Source organism: Planctobacterium marinum, from assembly GCF_020687805.1.
GTDB classification, from domain to species: Bacteria; Pseudomonadota; Gammaproteobacteria; order Enterobacterales; family Alteromonadaceae; genus Planctobacterium; species Planctobacterium marinum.
The window spans coordinates 237,839-255,686 of record NZ_JAJEWQ010000006.1 but is presented as its reverse complement, the minus strand read 5'-3'; the positions used below and the strand labels follow the sequence as shown (position 1 = coordinate 255,686).

Sequence of the window (17,848 nt, the reverse complement as noted above, 5' to 3'; positions counted from 1 at the left end):
AAGAGCCTACAAATTGTTGAGGAATGCCAGCACTTGCTGACGTTCTGTTTTAGAAAGTGATTTAAAGGCGGACAGCGAACCCGTCGCTTCACCACCATGCCAAAGGATCGCTTCTTCGATACTTCTGGCCCGCCCATCATGTAAAAAAGTCGCAGCGGGATTAACCGTTTGCACCAGGCCAATCCCCCACAGTGGAGGCGTTTTCCACTCAGTACCACCAGCGTCACCTTGTTTTAAACCATCAGCAAGACCGTTACAGCGTTGCACGTAATAACAATCTGCACCGGCTTCACAACGCCCGCCGCTCTCCAACTCACGGGAAACAGCACAGCTGCCACCCATATCGTGTAACAACAGATCGGTGTAGGGATAAATAGTCTGCCCGGACAATACCTCAATAGGTTCAGCGGCGGCGCTTAACCCCAGTGGACCAGGAAACCCCAAAACACTCCCTTTGGCCAGTCCGGTGGTGTGCATCGGCGTATGACAATTTGCACAGCCAATCTCCTGAAAGTGCGTTCGCCCTGCCACAACAGAGCTGTCCCAGCGTTGAGTTTCCCTGTCGAAGCCCCGGTTTGCCGGTACCGCCAGTGTGCGATTGTAAAACTCAACGAAAGCCAGCACGGTGTCAGACAAATCGGGGGTTGGCGGAACATGGTTTTCTTGCTGTGCAATTTCAAGGCAGGAGGCTTGTTTCGGGGTGCATGGCTCTTCAGGGAAAACACGACTCGTTAAGCCACTGTCTCCTCTGAAAGCCGCAGCAACCTGCTGCAATACACTGGGGTTTTGTGCCTTATACGCAAATTTACCGATTTTGCGTTCACCATCAATAGCATCAACTACCCAGGACACCTTACCTGAAATACCATCACCATTAGTATCGTCAGGATCGGCAAGCGCAATAATATCCTGCTGGGGTATTGCATCCAGTAATCCAGAACCAAAGATTTGCGGTGCCACCCGAACTGAAAATTGCACACCCTGAACAAAATCACCGAAAGACATCTCTTTAAATTTGTAAACGGGTTTACGCAATTCCCACGGCTCGCCATCGGGGTACTGACCAGCAATCGTTTCGTAAAAAACCAGCGTGTAGGCTTCACCCACAAGTTCATCAGCGAGGGAGCCATGATATTTAGGCATACCCGGAGTAAAGCCCGACTCAGCAAAACTGGCCACTGAAAAGGTCTGTATTTGATCGCCATAGACAGGATCCGGCGCACCCGATTCATCACCAATTTTCACCAGCATACTGGTAAAAGGCTGTTCATTGTTGACAGGGACAATACCCCGACCATCGTTTAAATGGCAGCCCTGACACGTGTTGTTGTTTAGTATTGGCCCTACACCCTGCAATGGCGTGCGGAACAAATGATCACCGGAAGTGAATGCGCCATCCAGTTTAAAGTTATTGGCGACAGACGGGGGACGATGACTGAATGCATCTCTTGTGGACGCAAAAACCGTCGCCGCACCACCAGACATATACTCGTGCTTGTGCGGCGTTGTATTGTTTAGCTCAGCCTCATCCGGCTTTGGTGTATCAGTTTGTGTTGCCGGACTACAGCCGATAACCAGGGCGCAGATTGAAAATAACACCAGGCGAATTGCCTTCTCCCTAAGATTCGTGCTTTTCAGCCACATGCAACTCGCCCTTTTTTATTTATTGACTTAAATCTTCTTCGGTATCCTGACGTAACTCGCCCGTGGATAAGCTCAGTGCCTGAATCGCCTGCTCAATAATATCAGTCTGTGCCACTAACCCGGTTATAACTGCTTTGATATCAGGCTGATTAACACCTTCCTGGATCAACACATCAAAAGGAATACCTGCTTTCGCTTTTTCATCAACGACGGCAGCTGCCTGCATCGTTTTACTCAAGGCATCGGTTAATGACGTTGCAAGGTCATTTTTCTCGACTGCATTGAGTAAGTCCGCGAAGGAGGGTCCCGTGACTTGCTCTCCGGAAATGCGAGTATATTGATTTAAATAGCTATTCTGAACCCCTAAAGCATTTAAATATATGTCGCGATGGGTATTGTCACTAAAACAGGAATGTTCATCTTCCTGAGAATCGGTGGATAACGCAATGTTAATGCGCTCCCCAGCTAATTCACCAAAACTCAAACGTCCCATCGACTCCAGGATTTTAGAGAGCGAGCTATTCGTATTCGCTGTAAATGTCTGATAATGGCTACCCGTTTCCGGATGCCAGGCGTCAACTACCAGCGTTAAATCATCAATGAGTAATTGGGTTGCAGCTAACAGGTAATCGCCTCTTCGCTGACAGACAACTTCAGACACGTTAACCTCACCGGAAGTACACTCACCGGCTTTAACCAAATAGTCACTGACCGGGCGTTGGCCTGGGGTATTGTCCCGGATGGCAGCGGCACTGCCATCTGCGTTAAGATCCTGCCCCCACAATAAAAACTCAATGGCGTGATATCCGGTAGTAACATTGCGTTCATCTTCGCCATGCTCAAAATACTGGCTGATGACCTCCTTATTAATCTCCGGATAGGCATCCACATTTGCAATTAAACTACCTTGCAGTTGTGTTGCTGGATTTTCAGGTCCGGCACTGCCATCAATTTCTACGGCGACATAGTCGATAATGGCTTCGCCTAGTGGCCAGGCGTTTAGCCTGCCTTCAGGTCCGTCGCCTTCCTCACCGTATGTGCCGTCGGAAGCTAACACGTCAATCGGCCCATTGCGGAAACGATACACTTCAGATTGCCCATAAGGCTCTCTGGATGCTAACCAGGCGGCCTTTGCTGCCTGCAAATTTGCTTCATCTGGTTGGGCGATAAACGCTTCAACCTTTTCCAGCAGAGCATTAGCACTTATCAACGCGTCTTCATACACAGCAAACGCGATATCGGCGTTTGTTTTGACGATTTGTTGTTGCAGTTGCGCAATTTCATTGCTGCCGGATTGTGCCGTGGTATCGGATTCCACCGGCGCCTGAGAACAGGAAACAAGTAGCAATGAAACAGACAGGCCTAATAAATTTTGGTTCTTCAATTTGGGACTCCGTTCTGAATGTCGAATTAGTTGAAAATATTGAGAAATACCCGGGTAAAAAAAACTGCCAGGTAGGAATATCATTTAAACATCACAGACTTAGCATATCTGATAATATCATTGTATTCAGAGCCTGCGATAACTGAAATACTGATCACAGGCTCCAGGTACAGAACTCTATTCCGGATACACAGGCATTAACGGGTTTACCTTGCCCACAGAATGCACAACCCTGCCACCAGAAAAATTAATGTCACTATGGTGTAAAAGCTATGAAAAATAACTGAAAAGCCTGGCACAGGTACCTTTTGGGTATAATCGGTGCCTATTTGCCACCCCGCTAAAATAGCATTGAGCATGACAATCACCAGCGTAACCGTCGAGTACAGTTTGAACCAGGTGGCCGAGTGTAAGGCCACCCAGGCGTCATAGGTCACTTCTCCCATGGAGAGTACATTAACGATGTAAAAAATCGCATAACAAAAGATCAGAACATTGCTGACTCGTTGGAAGATCCACTCGTTTACGCCATTACGTTTAAAGTTCACGCTATTACCCCCAAACCCACAAGCCAGACAGAACACTCAAGACCAATCCTGCGGCAATAGCAACCTGCGAAATAATGCGGCCACCCCTTAACGACTCACAATAACCAAATTCCTGGATGATGTGTTTAAGACCCGCCACAACATAATAGCCAAGCGCGGTCAAAAAGCCCCAGGTGAGAAACTGTACGATGAAGTGATTGCTCAGCATGTCTTTAACCTGAGTCAGACCATCCGAGGAGCTCAATGAAAGGTGTAAACCCGCCAGGAAAAAAGCAAATGCGAACCACACAATGACCGCACTGATCCGATGTAAGATCGATGCCAGTCCCATGACCGGTAATTGAATGGTGGTAAGGTCCATGTTTTTTGGACGATTTTTTTTCATTTAACGTTCTCCCGACGTTGCAAAACTGATGAAAAATCTTCGTTGCGCCTGGCGCTAGTGTACCCCTTAACAATAGTTGATGACAAGCTAAATAATAATGATTACCATTTACAAAATAGTGTTGATTGACAGGTGCTTGTAATGAACAATCTATTTGCACGGAGTTGCCCTTGCTGTGGGAAAAGTATCAGTTTTTCTGAACGTTTGATCATACTCAATCGCGAAGTACTGGCCTGTAAATTTTGCGCCCGATGTTTAAAACCAAACTTCAAAATTATGCTGTTTAATATGTTTTGGTTCAGCATGAGTGTCTCCTGGTTCATTAAATCCCACACCAGTTTAGGGTATGTCTGGGCGCTATGTGCCGCTGTTTTCGCGGCCACAGTAGTGCTCCCCGCGTTAGATTTGCTGTTTTCGCTGGAAGAAGAAACTTTTGACGAACTGAACTGATTTTTACAGCCCCGCAAAAGTAAAAGCGAAGCATTACCATTTAGATCTGGAACTCCAGGGGCATACACTTATATACTGACCGCCTAATTTGAACCAATTCGAACAAGGAACGTGCTTTTGTTCAGCTCCATCCCAATATTGGCAGATGCCAGCCTTTTCCCAATCTTAAAAATTATTGCTTTTCAGTTGGGTATGATTGCCGCGCTTGGGGCTTATTTAAGCTCAAAACAACAGGTATTGTTGCCAAAAGCCATTTCGAAATCGCTGGCGTGGGGCCAGTTCAGTGTTAATTTTCTCTTATCGGCGTTGTTGTTATGCACTCAGTATCATCCATTGGCGGCAGCAATCGTCACTCTGGTCATTGTCATGCTAAGTTGGGTAGTACTTGCGATATGCGCACCTTATGCCCCTGACTGGCGAGTGATTGTCCCCGCTTACAGTGCGGTCTTACTGGCTACAGCATTAATGGGAGGTGCTCATGTGGGCTAAAACCATCGTCGGCATTATTCTTAGCCTCGTATTAAGCATGAGCCTGTTCCTAAATATTGCATACCTTGTGCCTTTTCCCAGAGATGTGTATCTGTTCATCGGATTTGTAGGTGGTTTTTTGTTGTGGGGTGGCCTGTTTACTGTGTTTTATTGTTATTCATCAATTAAGCGCCCCCTACTCTATTGCCTGATAACACTGGCCATTTCGGCCACTATTAATGGATTGTTCTACACAGGAGTTTGGGCATGAAGGCAGAAACCCTCAGAAACGCGGTTAACGCACACGGCTGGATCGGCCTGATTATATCAATTCCACTGTTCATCGTTTTTTGGGCCGGAGCAATCACACTCTTTCATGGTGAACTGCAACGCTGGTCGGTATTACCTCAAATGCCCGTTAATCACTATGCCGGCGAAATAGACCTGAATAGTGTGGTGGAGGAACATTTTAGTCAGTATAACGCCGTAACCAGTCGTCGCTCTATTCTGAGGTTACCTTCTGATCACTCGCCTTACTTAGATTTGAGCTTTTCGGTCCCTGACGACGACGTGATACAACAGCGTTCAGATTCCTCATCTGTTGAACAAGCAACAACCGAAGACAGTAGCGATAAAGCAACACCATTGCCCACTAAATTTAAGTCTCTGGTGATTGATCCTAATAGCGGTGAATTATTAGCAGATGAAAGACAATTTGAACTGGCTGATTTTCTGTATGCTTTACACTACAACCTTAGCCTCCCGCAAGGATTGTATATTGTTGGTTTCATTACCCTGTTTTTTCTGGTGTTAATCTTTACAGGCATTATTGTTCAACTTAAAAACCTGATTAAACATTTCTTTTTGTATCGCAAAGACAAATCAACTCGCTATCAAATGCGGGATCTGCACAATGTCGTTGGAGTCATTACACTTCCCTATGGCCTGATGTTTGCTCTGACAGGTTTAATGTTAAACCTCAGTATTATCATGCAGATACCGACCGTACTGATACTGTATGGAGGTGATTTTAATGCTGTAGTAAAAGATGCCGGGTTTACCACTGTTACCAGTGAACCCGCGAACATTACCCATGACATGCCTGATCTGAACCAGCTAATGCAGCGGGTCAAAACCGAATATCAGGTAGACGTCAATGATTTCAATTTTTATAACTACGGCGATGAAAATGCGGTGATCCGTTTGCGCGGTGAAATTAACGGGACATTTGCTGAACGCTTTGAAATTTATTACCAGGTTAAAACCGATGACTTCCCTGAAGCGCTAAATCCACCAGCCGGCAATGTTTTCGAAGACGGTACCCGGCTCCTTTACAACATGCACTTTGCTAATTTTGCCGGTATGGATGTACGCTTCATTTACTTTTTACTGGCTATGGGCGTCTGCATGATGATTGTCGCCGGTAATGTCTTGTGGATCGCAAAACGCGTAAAACAGGGTAATCATCCCAAGGTCATAGCCACTATGCGCGGCCTCACCATCGGCGGCTGTACCGGTGTTATCGTAGCAACAGCCGTCGCACTACTACTGGAGCGTACGCTGGTCGCAGACCTTGCTGACAGAGGCACTGTGGTAGAAGCCAGCTTCGGCATTGTAATACTGCTTACCGTGTTACTGGCGGCCTTTTTCAAAAACCTGTTACCCTTTTTAAGTTGCGCAGCATTGCTAACCGGAGTGACCCTCGCGCTGACTGTGATATACGAATGGTTGGTATTGGGTGAAATTATCCTAAGCCTGCACCAACAGGGATTCAAAGATGTTTCGGGTATGAGCGTTGCATTGGCTATTTGTGCTGCCGGGTTTATCTGGTTAGGTATCAGGTTGAGAAAACAACCGCGCACAACAGTGGCTGCGGATTAACGCTCTGTCAAAAAAGTGCAAAAGGAGCCATGTAAAAGGAGTCAGGCTCGCTGAAACGGTTCCCTGACAGGAGCTCTGTTTAAAGCCAACCTGCACCGGCAGATGTGGGCTAACACAAGAGCGGATTTGAGGTGGAATCTGCAATCACAGTGACATCAACCGCTTGCCTTGAAAAATGGCATAGTTGGCCTCGCCAATCTCTTGTGTTTCCGCTCATTCAAAAAGGATGAGAAATCCATAACCCACGACTAAAGCGGGTATTGCAGAGTACAGTGTCGCAATTAACGCCGCTTTCGGTGCCAGTGCAATAGCAGGAAACAAGGCATCGCCGTCATTACTAATAGCATTGGCTAACTGCGCAGAGAAGGGAATCGCCTGTTGCAAGTAAAGACCGGTCACAAGGATCTGCGGACCGCATCCGGGTAACAACCCCACCAGCACCGCCATTAATACCACAGAAGGGCCTAAACTTTGAAATAAAGCGACCGGGTCAATATCAAACCAAAATACCGTCAGTTCAAACATCAAAAACGCCGCAACAACCCAACTGGTCACAAACTGCGTATCCTGCGCCACTTTTACCATCCAGTGCTGCGGCGCTTCAGCGCGGTCTTCACTGGTAACCGTTTCATAAGTGTCACCAATGGATGATAAAGACCACAATAAAACGGCGACAAACCCTAAAATTGCGCCCAGCTTTTCTACACTATTATCCGGTAATCCAAAAATAAGATTGACGTCCAACTGAAACGCCGCAATAGCGCCCAATGCCAGCGCGGGCAACAATAAAACACGCCAAAACTGCAAGGACGCATTGGCAACAACCTTCTGTACAGGCGAATCTGTTTTATTTACGCAGGTTTTAATTTCTGCCTGACTCATTGCTGGACGCATAAAATTTGGCGCATGAATCAAATTCACTAACCATCCGCTGACAATACCGGTCACTAATATGCTGCAAATGAGCAATAAACCATCCAATGGTTGTTGTGCTAACAATAAAAATGCAGCATCTCCCATAGTGGCAGTTAATACAGCCACTACTGCACCGAAGCTAATCTTACCTTGTGTGTACTGGGTAATCACAATGATGGCACCGCCACAACCGGGCAACGCACCAAGCAAAGCACATACACTTAATTCGAGAAAAGGATGTTTTTGCATCCATTGGGCTATGCGGTCCTGTCCGACTGAATGCAAAACGCCGTAATAAAGCGCCAGCGTGGCAGCAACAAATGCAGATACCTGAATAAAGGCATCAGCCAGCACGCCGGCAGTAACTTCACGTGTTGAAGGTTGAACAATCAGCAAAAGTATAAATCCAGGTAACAGCATACGGCGATACCTGAGCCGATAATGACGTGTTGCAGCCCTAAAATTTGAATATACGATCTCGAATGGAAACATGGGTTCTTGCCAAAGAATCTAAACGATAATCATTATTATTTGCAAATAAGAAGAATTCAACATTTTTATTTATCTAACTTAACTGTTCGCCCTATTTACTGTGCAATAAATAACAAAGCAATCAGTGAAAGGAGTACGTGCTTTTAGCGGTTTTGTACGAACTGAAGAAGAACATTTCTGAATAAATGTCAGTCAATCAGACGAGGCGGAGTCGCAATCTGTTTAAATAACGCAAGACAATCGGAGACAATTATTTACCATATTAAACAACAAGTTAGATAAATTTTGAATATTTTAAATTCACAATTGAGTCTATTAAATTCCACTGCTAAGATGACTTTCGCACTTTTCATGGAGTAGTTAAATGAAAATCGGAGTTGTACTTTTCGCTGTTGTTCTGGCGCTCTTCACTTCCTGTAATTCACTGGCCCACAATCAACCATTTCAGATCCCGGATCTAAAGGGATTTGAGCAGCGCCCTGAAATCGTTGTCACGGCTCTGGACAGTTTTATTGCAGTGCAACGCTATGACGATGGTCGGGGTGAAGTGGTTTTTTATCGCTCAGTTAAATCCGGACAAACCGTAAAAGTCCATCGCAACCTGAAACAGGAACTGGACTTTCAGATTAACTTCAAAGGTCAAAATCGATTTTTCAGCTTAAGTGCAGATGGTGCTTTATCAGAAAAACACCTGCATACCGAACAGGATAACTTTAATGATCATGTCCTTTCGCCCGGTCACAACAAACCGCTAAAACTCCCCCTGAAGCAAAAGTCTGTTGCGGGTTTGAAACAGACCCGGTCGGATATTATTGAAGACAATGTGGTATACACCAGTTTTGTGGTCACTCCTCAGTCTTTAAGTCAGGTACTGATCACGGCGCTGTCTAAAGACATGACTATTGAAGACGTATTCGCGCAGTTGATTGATTACAGCAATTTGATCCTGGTAAATTCTGAAGTTTACGATTTTCGCTTTGCCTTGGGAGACATCATTACTGTCTCTGATGAATGTGAAATCAGCAATCTGGTCGCCCTTTCCAATAATCCTACTTCCCCAATCAACAAAGCCATTTTGGAAGGAAAAGCAGAACGAATCGTTTATTTGTATCAGCCTGATATGCAGCCTGGCATTGGCGGTTTTGCACAACTGTGGCCTTTCACCGACGATGATTACAACCAGGGTGGCCTGACATCAGAGGCGAGTCGACACGTGTTTCTTTCCGACATCCACGTTGATATTGATGACATGGTGCTTACCCATGAAATTGGTCACTCAATGGGCCTGCAGCACGAAAGAGCTAACTTGCTGGTAAGTCACGATTATGCCATTCCCTACGGGTTCAGCACGACTATCGACAACAAAAATGTCGGCTCTGTGATGCAATCAGGAGGCGTTTCTTTTGACAAATTCAGTAATCCGAATTTATCAATCAATGAGCAGGTCATCGGGGTTGCTGAAACCGAACTCAATGCAGCGGATGCCAGTGAATTCCTGAGAAAAACCTGGCCACTGTCTACCCGTTCAGCACCGTTGAGTGATTTAATCTTCAACCAGGATGGTAATGGCCTGACAGTAAGTTGGTTAAACAACGGGGATTACTCTCAAAAACAGTTACTAGAGTTAAACAGTGAGTATTGTTCAGACTTTTTTGTTCGCAATTTAGACGACACCCATAGTGTAGATACAAATCAAAGCAACCTGACACTGGCTGACAATCCCACTCAAAAGTGTCTGGTATTGATAGGCTATTATGAAAATAACGGTGTATCACTACCCGATATTATTGCCTTACGTCAGACATCAGAATTTGAGTCCAGCATTGCTATCAGCAGCGAACAGCAAATCTATTTTGCATCTGAGAATGAGCCAGTCAGTATCATCCTAAGCCATCCTTCACTGCCTGCAGACAGTAATTTTTCAGTTACTGTGGAAGAAACAGTAAATGGCGCCAGCCAGTTTACCGATATAGCCAGTTCAGGCTTCAATGATGCTTTGACCGTTTCACTGAATAGCCAAACAACAGAAACCACTTTAAGTGTGGCCTTTACTGACGATCCGGTAAAACTTGCCCGCCTGCTTTCCGGGCTGAGTATTCGAGACATCAGATCCCGCGGTATTCGTTTCAGAGTGCGCTTATGTGAAGGTGATAGTGCCTGCTTTGATAGTTCGCGTTTTCTGTCGGAAACCTATGTCACCGTCAACCTTGAAGCACTGCTGACTTCAATGCCGCAAATCGTCCTGGATGAGTTGGCAACCATATTTGATAGCGAAACCGACAGCCAGTTGATAACAGGGGCGATTCACAATGTTGCGAATACTGACGATATTGAGATTCAGGTTAGTAATCAGTCCCAGGAAGGGTGGCAATTGTCAGGCAGCGAACTCACTTATGATGCAAGCATCAATGGCTATCGATTTAGCGTAGAAGTGCCCCGCCCCGACAGTTGGTTGTTTTCCCACCATGCTGTCGAAATCTCCGTAAAAGATACCGGCCTGGTGCAACTGGCTCCGGTTTACTGGTCCGCAATACCCACAGCTGACATGGATACTGCCAGTGAAATATCAGTCATTGATAACGAATATTTCACCATGGCGGGCACCATCAATAATGTGTGGAATGAAGTTTCGGATTTGTCCATTTCGTTCCCGGCCATTAGTCTGGAATACGCCGGTCAGGCCACGACGCCAAACAGTGTCTGGATTGAGAATGAAGATGGCAGCATCAGCTTCCGGCAAACCGGACTGGCCACCAGAGAAGGCCGTATACTCTACAATCTGAACGCCTATATTGAACAGGTAAATCGCTTTATACCGCTGGCTAATATTGTGGTTAATGTATTAGCAGATAACGACAACGATGGCATGGCTGATGAGTGGGAACTGGCGTACGGCTTAGATCCCAGCGCCGACGACAGTCAGCTAGACGCAGATAACGATGGCGTCTCAAATCTGATTGAATATCAAAACCGAACGTCACCACTTTTGGAAGACAGCGACAGCGATGGTATACCAGACAGCGAAGATGCCTACCCTAACGACGCGACACGCAGCGAGCCTGAGGCGGAACAGCCATCCAACGACATCGGTAAACTGGCGTGGAAAACTAACCTCAACACCAGCGTGACGGACAAACTGGTGGCAGGGTCTGATCAGTTATACCTGTTAACGGGCAGACAAGAACTGAGCGCTTATGATCGCTATGGTAACTGGTTGTGGAGCAATCGGACGGTATCAAACTACCCACAGATTGCGGTTATTGATGATGTGGTTTACCTGTCAGGTGAATACAGCTCTGTTGAGGCGATATCAGCCAATGGTGAGCAACTGTGGGAGCAGCGATTTGCCTCAAGTTGGCTGGAAAAAGGCCTGACGCCGGTGCGCTCCAATGGCGAAACCTTGCTGACGTCAGCCCATATTGATGGTAACTACTACCTGGTGGCAATGAACCTGCAGGGCGAACAGCTTTGGCAATTACAAACCGATGAGATTATCAGTTCCATAGGCAGCGTCAATCAGGTCTATTACGTGGTACTGGACAACGCCACAGTATTACAGGTAACCAATGACGGCGCGGTAAACTGGCAATACACGCCACAATCTCAATCGGCATACGCCGGAAACTACGGCACCATCGCCCTGGACAACAATGGTAACCTTTATTACGCCGTTTATGACAATGGCTCCTATTTAATTGCCCTTGATGCCTCCGGTAACGAATTGTGGCGCAACAGTAGTTGTTGCACTCATGCCGGGATGGTCATCGACGCAGATGGCACCCTGTGGGCTGGTGAAGGTGGATTGCTGACCGCCATTGATACCGTAACCGGAGAAGACCAGCGTCAGGTGCGCTCTGCCGGTGATATCACAGGCTTTGTCAGTGATGAAGCTGGCACCATTATCTCAGGTACCCGCAGTGGCTACGTCAGTGCGGTGTTACCTGAAGCGACGCGCTTGGGTGAGTTGCAATGGCAATACAATGTCAAACCTGAAAACGAACAACGCGATGTATACAGCGACATCGGCCAGGTCACTTCGCCCTTGGTACTGGTAGATAAAAAAGTCATTTTCATAACCGCGGACGGTGAACTCATCGCGTTAAACAACCCGGACAATCTGGCAGCGGATACCTGGGCAACAACCGGTGGTAACAACGGAAATGGCGGCAGTGTGAGTGTTGCGGTTGAGCTTACCCAGCCGGTTACTGCTTATGATTATGACGGAGATGGCAGGGCTGATATTGCGGTGAGAAGAGCTGACAGACAAATTCAGTACATTGCCAATTCCGGAAACGGTGAAACACAACGCCTGACATTCGGCACCCAGTCCGCAGACATTCCTGTCTCCGGTGACTTTGACGGAGATGGTATCACTGATATCGCAGTCAGACGCCCATCAACGCACTATTGGTATGTCCAAAACTCTTCAGGCGTGGACAGACTAACCGGATTTGCCGACGGTATTAGCCGATTGAGATTTGGCACGCAATCTGGCGACATTCCGATACCTGCTGACTACGACGGCGATGGTATTACTGACATCGCTGTAAGACGCCCCGCAAACCAGATGTGGTACATCAAAAACTCCTCAGGCGTTGACAGCCTGACAGGTTTCAGCGATGGCATAACCCGACTGAACTTTGGTAAACAAAGTGAGGATATTCCGGTACCGGCTGATTACGATGGCGACGGTAAAGCCGATATTGCGGTGCGACGTCCTTCCAACCAGATGTGGTATATCTACAATAGTTCCGATCAGGCCATTCAACGCATTAATTTTGGCAAACAGTCCGGCGATGTTCCGGTGGCAGCTGATTACGATGGCGATGGCAAGGCCGACGTCGCGGTCAGACGCCCCGCCACTCAGATGTGGTACATACTGAACAGTTCTGATGGCGAGATTCAACGTATCCATTTTGGCAAACAGGCAGACGATATTCCGGTGGTGGCTGACTACGATGGTGACGGCAAAGCCGATGTCGCCGTCAGACGCCCGTCGAATCAGATGTGGTATATACTGAACAGTTCTGATGGCGAAATTCAACGTGCCAATTTTGGTAAACAGGCAACGGATATTCCTTTGGCTGCGCCGGTTTCCACCAGAATGAACATGTTGCAGGGCAATACCGAATTACTGCGAAATCGCCCTGCTGACGTAAAAGCATCCTGGTTGTCCGGCTGGCTGTAAGCCAGGAGGGTGACAACAATCAACCGGTGGTGGAATTCAGTAGTATTGCCTGAAAACCACTACCGGTCAGGGGAAATGCGCGCAAGGCTACAAGGCGCCCTGTAGCTCTTTGCGTACAATAGCCGCTCCCTGACTCAGGGCCTGTAGCTTTCCTCTGGCTACCTGGCGCGACAACGGCGCCATACCGCAATTAGTACAGGGATAAAGCTTATCCGCATCGACATATTGCAAGGCTTTGCGCAAGGTTTCGGCCACCTCCTCAGGTGTTTCAATCTTATTACTGGCCACATCAATAGCTCCCACCATTACCTTTTTACCCCGCACCAGCTCCAGTAATTCGATAGGCACATGAGAGTTGTGACACTCCAACGAAATAATATCGATACCTGACTGCTGTAGCTTTGGAAACGCTTCTTCGTATTGTCGCCATTCAGATCCCAGCGTTTGTTTCCAGTCAGTATTGGCCTTGATACCATAGCCGTAGCAAATGTGTACTACGGTCTCGCAGTTGAGACCTTCAATCGCTCTTTCCAGTGTGGCTACGCCCCAGCTATTGACGTCATCAAAAAAGACATTAAATGCCGGCTCGTCAAACTGGATAATATCAACACCGGCGGCTTCTAACTCTTTGGCTTCCTGATTGAGGATCTTTGCGAATTCCCAGGCCAGTTTTTCGCGACTTTTGTAATGGGCATCGTAAAGGGTATCGATCATTGTCATGGGACCTGGCAGTGCCCATTTGATGGGTTTCTTCGTTTGCTGGCGCAAAAATTTTGCGTCCTCGACAAACACCGGCTTATTGCGGCTCACCGGCCCAACGACTGTCGGCACACTGGCGTCATAACGATCGCGAATTTTTACAGTTTTGCGGTTTTCAAAATCCACACCACTGAGATGTTCAATAAAGGTGGTCACAAAATGCTGCCGGGTTTGCTCGCCGTCACTAACAATGTCAATGCCCGCCTGTTGTTGTTCCTGCAAGGACACCCGCAGTGCATCTTGTTTACCGTCGATAAGCTCTTCGTCCTGCAATTTCCAGGGTGACCAAAGCTGTTCAGGTTGTGCCAACCAGGAGGGTTTAGGCAAGCTGCCCGCCGTAGATGTAGGTAAAAGTGTTTTCATAATATCGCTGATTCTGTTTCTCTGTAAGTTAAAGGGCATAGTTGGCAGACCACTGCTCCAGCAGCGGTTGATACTGTTTAATGAAGTACTGTTCAGCAAATTTACCCTGTTGAATAGCCAGTTTGCTGCGCTCTTCCCGGTCGCAAACAATCTGAGTAAGCGAGTGGTCCAGATTCTTCAAATTAGGTTGATAGCATTTGCCTGCTACCGCATTGGCATTGTAGATTTCCGGGCGGTAAATCTTTTGAAAGGTTTCCATAGTGCTGATAGTACTGATCAGTTCCAGGTTACTGTAATCACTGAGCAAGTCGCCAAAGAAATAAAAAGCCAGCGGTGCCACACTGTCAGGCGGCATAAAATAACGCACCTGCAATCCCATTTTTTTGAAGTATTGCTCGGTCAGTGAGGATTCGTTTGGCTGGTACTCAACCCCCAACACCGGATGCTGATTTTCAGTACGCTGATAAACTTTATTGTCAGACACACTGAGACAAATAACCGGCGGTTTTTCAAAGTGTTGTTGGTAAGCCGCTGAATTCACAAAGTGCTTAAACAGTTTTCCGTGCAGTTCACCAAAGCCGTCCGGAATACTAAATTTAGCCTGCCCTTTGTTGTGCTCTAACAGCACCACACTGAAATCATAATCCCGCACGTAAGACGAAAAATTATTGCCGACAATACCTTCTGTGCGCTTGTTGGTGTGCCGATCAAATATACTGGTTTTCAGAATCTCGATACTGGGGAATGCGTCGCTGCAGCCCTGAATTGCCATATCCACTGACACAATTTGCAGTTCAAGCGCATAGCGATCTGCGTTGGGGTTATCCCAATGGGCCAACGCATTAAAGCGGTTGTCTATCATTTTCAAAGCATTGTGCAGGTTCTCCCGACGACATTCGCCCCTGGCAAGGTTAGCAAAATTAGTGGTAATTCGGGTGTTATCCGCAGGATGATAATGTTCATCAAAACGCTGAGTTTTAATTGTAAAGGTAAAGTCGTTACTCATGATGCTGTGGGGTCCGGTTTTCCGACGCGTCAAACACTGCGGGGCAATGCCGTTATGCTGCGTACGTTGTTAGTGCATGGGGATATTTATACCTATTCACATACATGAATAAAAATGACTTTATTTCATCAAAACATGAAATACTTTCATGAGTTTCTTTGGGTCAGGACAGCTACATTGTTGCCCTGCCCAGCTGACACTCACAATACGGAAATGTGTTATGGTATTTTTTAGCCGCTATGCGGAGTCGATTCTCAGTAAGATACCCTCGAACCGGATGTTATCTCTGGATGTGTTCCGGGGGCTGACAATCACGGCCATGATTCTGGTGAATAATCCAGGTAGTTGGTCTTACGTCTATGCCCCGCTTAGCCACGCACAATGGCATGGCTGGACACCTACAGACCTGATTTTCCCGTTTTTTATTTTCATCGTTGGGGTATCCATCAGCCTGTCTGTCACTGTGATGCAAGCTAAGGGATTGAGCCAATCAGCCATCGTGCATTCATCAGCCATCCGCGCCGCTAAATTATTCGCTCTGGGACTGTTTCTGGCGCTGTTTTATTTTAATTTTATTGCTGACAATTACGACTGGTTAGAACAACGTCTTTATTCCATCCGGTTATTAGGTGTGCTGCAACGCATTGCTGTTGTTTATTTGTTTTGTGTGTTGAGCTATCTGTATCTGCCTAAGAAGTACTTCTACGCAATGGGCCCGCTATTGCTTGTTTTATATGCCGTTTTGATGCTTTGTGTGCCCTACAACGATACCCAGGGTAATGTCTATCAAGGCTTACTCATCAAAGGCAATAATCTGGCCGCCTGGGTAGATCATCTGCTTCTGACAACAAACCATGTATACGATAGTAGCACCCATCCCTTCAGCTTTGATCCGGAAGGGTTGTTAAGCACTCTACCGGCTGTGGCATCTTGTATTTCCGGTGTGGCAGTCGGCGATTATCTGCAACGGGCCACTCAAAACAGAACCCCGCTGTTACCTCAGGTAAAAATGCTGTTATTTTGGGGTTTGGTTTTAACCTCAGCAGGCTGGCTTCTGGACCCGGTCTTTCCGATAAACAAACAACTGTGGTCGCCTTCCTTTGTATTTTTGTCTTCAGGCATAGCAATCCTGTCTCTGGCATTGTGTATTTATGTAATTGATCACCGGGGTATCAAAGGCTGGTCTGCACCCTTTATCGTTTTTGGCGCGAACTCCATTGCTTTTTACCTGTTTGCCTGCATTGCGGAGCGGATCCTAATCATGGTGCCCGTACAGGGAATTTCGCTGAAAGCCTTTTTGTTTTCCCATGTTTATCAACCACTGTTGGGGAATTATAATGGCTCACTGGCCTGGTCATTGAGCTTCCTGATTGTGTCTTATGTGATATTTCACTACATGTACAAAAAGCGCATTATCTGGAAAGTATAATGCACATTAACCGTTGGAAAACGAGAAACGCTATTCGTCTATGATGAACCTCATTAATATCAGTCAGCTAATTGAAGATTGTCTGGTGGCACGCAACCTCAGAGGCATGAAAACGATGCAGTCGGCCTTGCGGCCTGGTTACTTTTTACGCGCCGCAAAAACACTATTCCACTGCCAGGGGAATGTACTGATTGGCACCGGATTTCCTGTAGATCATACGTTTGAGACTGACGGTCCGGTAGGCGCCATTTTACTCTATAATCTGTTGCAAACGCTGGGTAAGACACCCCACCTGGTTTGTGGTGTTCCACTTTATGCGCAACTCAAAGATGACTATCGGGTTATCCCCATCGCGGTTAATGATGTTCAGGGTGCCCCTCTGTACGCGCAGCAAATCGCAGCTCAATACCAACCGGCGGCCATTATTTCCATCGAACGGCCGGGCCTCAATAGCGAAGGCCAGTATTGTAATATGCGGGGGGAAGATATCTCTACCCGCTGCGCCAGTTTTGATTTTTTTATGAGCCAGGCAAACTGCCCTACTATCGCCATTGGCGATGGCGGCAACGAAATTGGCATGGGTAATATTGCACCAGAGCTGGCATCACTCAATATAATTCCTTCGGTGACCGAATGTGATGAGTTATTAGTGGCCGATGTCTCTAACTGGGGCGCGTACGGATTGATTGGTATCATGAGCCTCTGGCATCCCGCGGATTTACTGGAAAATCTCGATGTGGAAAGTCTCTTAAAATACCTGTCTGCCAAAGGCAGTGTCGATGGTGTTACCCGCAGAAACGAACTCACCGAAGACAGCCTGTGCTTTAGTGCAGGCTATGAAGTCCTCAACCAAATCCGGGTCATCATTGGCAATGCTAAAAATTAGCGCAATCGGAAAAACATGGCTTTGACGTCATGACTCAGTTTTTTTTAGTT

Annotated in this window: 14 protein-coding genes; 7 read left to right on the top strand and 7 right to left on the bottom strand. The window is 46.8% G+C overall.

Annotated features, from left to right (window positions below; genetic code table 11):
- Nucleotides 1-6: 6 nt before the first annotated feature.
- The 4 genes from LJ740_RS18940 to sdhC form a co-directional block, all read right to left on the bottom strand.
- Nucleotides 7-1,644 (bottom strand): di-heme oxidoreductase family protein, encoded by a 1,638-nt coding sequence (locus LJ740_RS18940; RefSeq protein ID WP_229530703.1) that lies wholly within the window; start codon nucleotides 1,642-1,644, stop codon nucleotides 7-9.
- A gap of 19 nt (nucleotides 1,645-1,663) precedes the next feature.
- Complete coding sequence (locus tag LJ740_RS18935; protein ID WP_229530702.1) at nucleotides 1,664-3,028, bottom strand: imelysin family protein; 1,365 nt, start codon at nucleotides 3,026-3,028, stop codon at nucleotides 1,664-1,666.
- A 206-nt stretch (nucleotides 3,029-3,234) separates the two neighbouring features.
- Nucleotides 3,235-3,576 carry a succinate dehydrogenase, hydrophobic membrane anchor protein gene (gene sdhD, locus LJ740_RS18930; RefSeq protein WP_229530701.1) on the bottom strand — a complete coding sequence of 114 codons (342 nt, stop codon included), beginning with the start codon at nucleotides 3,574-3,576 and terminating at the stop codon, nucleotides 3,235-3,237.
- A 4-nt stretch (nucleotides 3,577-3,580) separates the two neighbouring features.
- Nucleotides 3,581-3,961, bottom strand: a complete 381-nt coding sequence (gene sdhC / locus LJ740_RS18925; RefSeq protein WP_229530700.1) for a succinate dehydrogenase, cytochrome b556 subunit — start codon at nucleotides 3,959-3,961, stop codon at nucleotides 3,581-3,583.
- Nucleotides 3,962-4,102: 141 nt separating this feature from the next.
- Here sdhC and LJ740_RS18920 point away from each other — a divergent pair, with 141 nt between their 5' ends.
- From LJ740_RS18920 to LJ740_RS18905, 4 genes are all read left to right on the top strand, one after another.
- On the top strand, nucleotides 4,103-4,411 hold the full coding sequence (locus LJ740_RS18920) for a hypothetical protein (RefSeq protein WP_229530699.1): 309 nt from the start codon (nucleotides 4,103-4,105) through the stop codon (nucleotides 4,409-4,411).
- Nucleotides 4,412-4,528: 117 nt separating this feature from the next.
- Nucleotides 4,529-4,900 carry a hypothetical protein gene (locus LJ740_RS18915; RefSeq protein ID WP_229530698.1) on the top strand — a complete coding sequence of 124 codons (372 nt, stop codon included), beginning with the start codon at nucleotides 4,529-4,531 and terminating at the stop codon, nucleotides 4,898-4,900.
- A complete protein-coding gene (locus LJ740_RS18910) occupies nucleotides 4,890-5,150 on the top strand; it encodes a hypothetical protein (RefSeq protein ID WP_229530697.1) in 261 nt (86 codons plus the stop codon). The genes LJ740_RS18915 and LJ740_RS18910 overlap by 11 nt, the downstream gene beginning before the upstream one ends.
- Nucleotides 5,147-6,760, top strand: a complete 1,614-nt coding sequence (locus tag LJ740_RS18905) for a PepSY-associated TM helix domain-containing protein (RefSeq protein ID WP_229530696.1) — start codon at nucleotides 5,147-5,149, stop codon at nucleotides 6,758-6,760. The genes LJ740_RS18910 and LJ740_RS18905 overlap by 4 nt, the downstream gene beginning before the upstream one ends.
- A 213-nt stretch (nucleotides 6,761-6,973) precedes the next feature.
- Here the strand turns inward: LJ740_RS18905 and LJ740_RS18900 are convergent, their stop codons facing one another.
- Nucleotides 6,974-8,095, bottom strand: coding sequence for a putative manganese transporter (locus LJ740_RS18900; protein WP_229530695.1), 1,122 nt, complete (start codon nucleotides 8,093-8,095; stop codon nucleotides 6,974-6,976).
- Nucleotides 8,096-8,531: 436 nt separating this feature from the next.
- On the opposite strand from LJ740_RS18900, the gene LJ740_RS18895 reads away from it, so the two are divergent.
- Nucleotides 8,532-13,355 carry an FG-GAP-like repeat-containing protein gene (locus tag LJ740_RS18895; protein WP_229530694.1) on the top strand — a complete coding sequence of 1,608 codons (4,824 nt, stop codon included), beginning with the start codon at nucleotides 8,532-8,534 and terminating at the stop codon, nucleotides 13,353-13,355.
- An 87-nt stretch (nucleotides 13,356-13,442) separates the two neighbouring features.
- On the opposite strand, the gene LJ740_RS18890 is transcribed toward LJ740_RS18895, so the two are convergent.
- Nucleotides 13,443-14,477 (bottom strand): methionine synthase, encoded by a 1,035-nt coding sequence (locus tag LJ740_RS18890; protein ID WP_229530693.1) that lies wholly within the window; start codon nucleotides 14,475-14,477, stop codon nucleotides 13,443-13,445.
- A 28-nt stretch (nucleotides 14,478-14,505) separates the two neighbouring features.
- Entirely contained in the window at nucleotides 14,506-15,483 is a 978-nt protein-coding gene (locus LJ740_RS18885; protein WP_229530692.1) for a DUF1852 domain-containing protein, read from the bottom strand.
- Nucleotides 15,484-15,760: 277 nt separating this feature from the next.
- Here LJ740_RS18885 and LJ740_RS18880 point away from each other — a divergent pair, with 277 nt between their 5' ends.
- Nucleotides 15,761-16,912 (top strand): acyltransferase family protein, encoded by a 1,152-nt coding sequence (locus LJ740_RS18880; protein WP_456107212.1) that lies wholly within the window; start codon nucleotides 15,761-15,763, stop codon nucleotides 16,910-16,912.
- A 40-nt stretch (nucleotides 16,913-16,952) separates the two neighbouring features.
- Nucleotides 16,953-17,798, top strand: a complete 846-nt coding sequence (locus tag LJ740_RS18875) for a DUF4392 domain-containing protein (RefSeq protein ID WP_229530690.1) — start codon at nucleotides 16,953-16,955, stop codon at nucleotides 17,796-17,798.
- Nucleotides 17,799-17,848 lie beyond the last annotated feature (50 nt).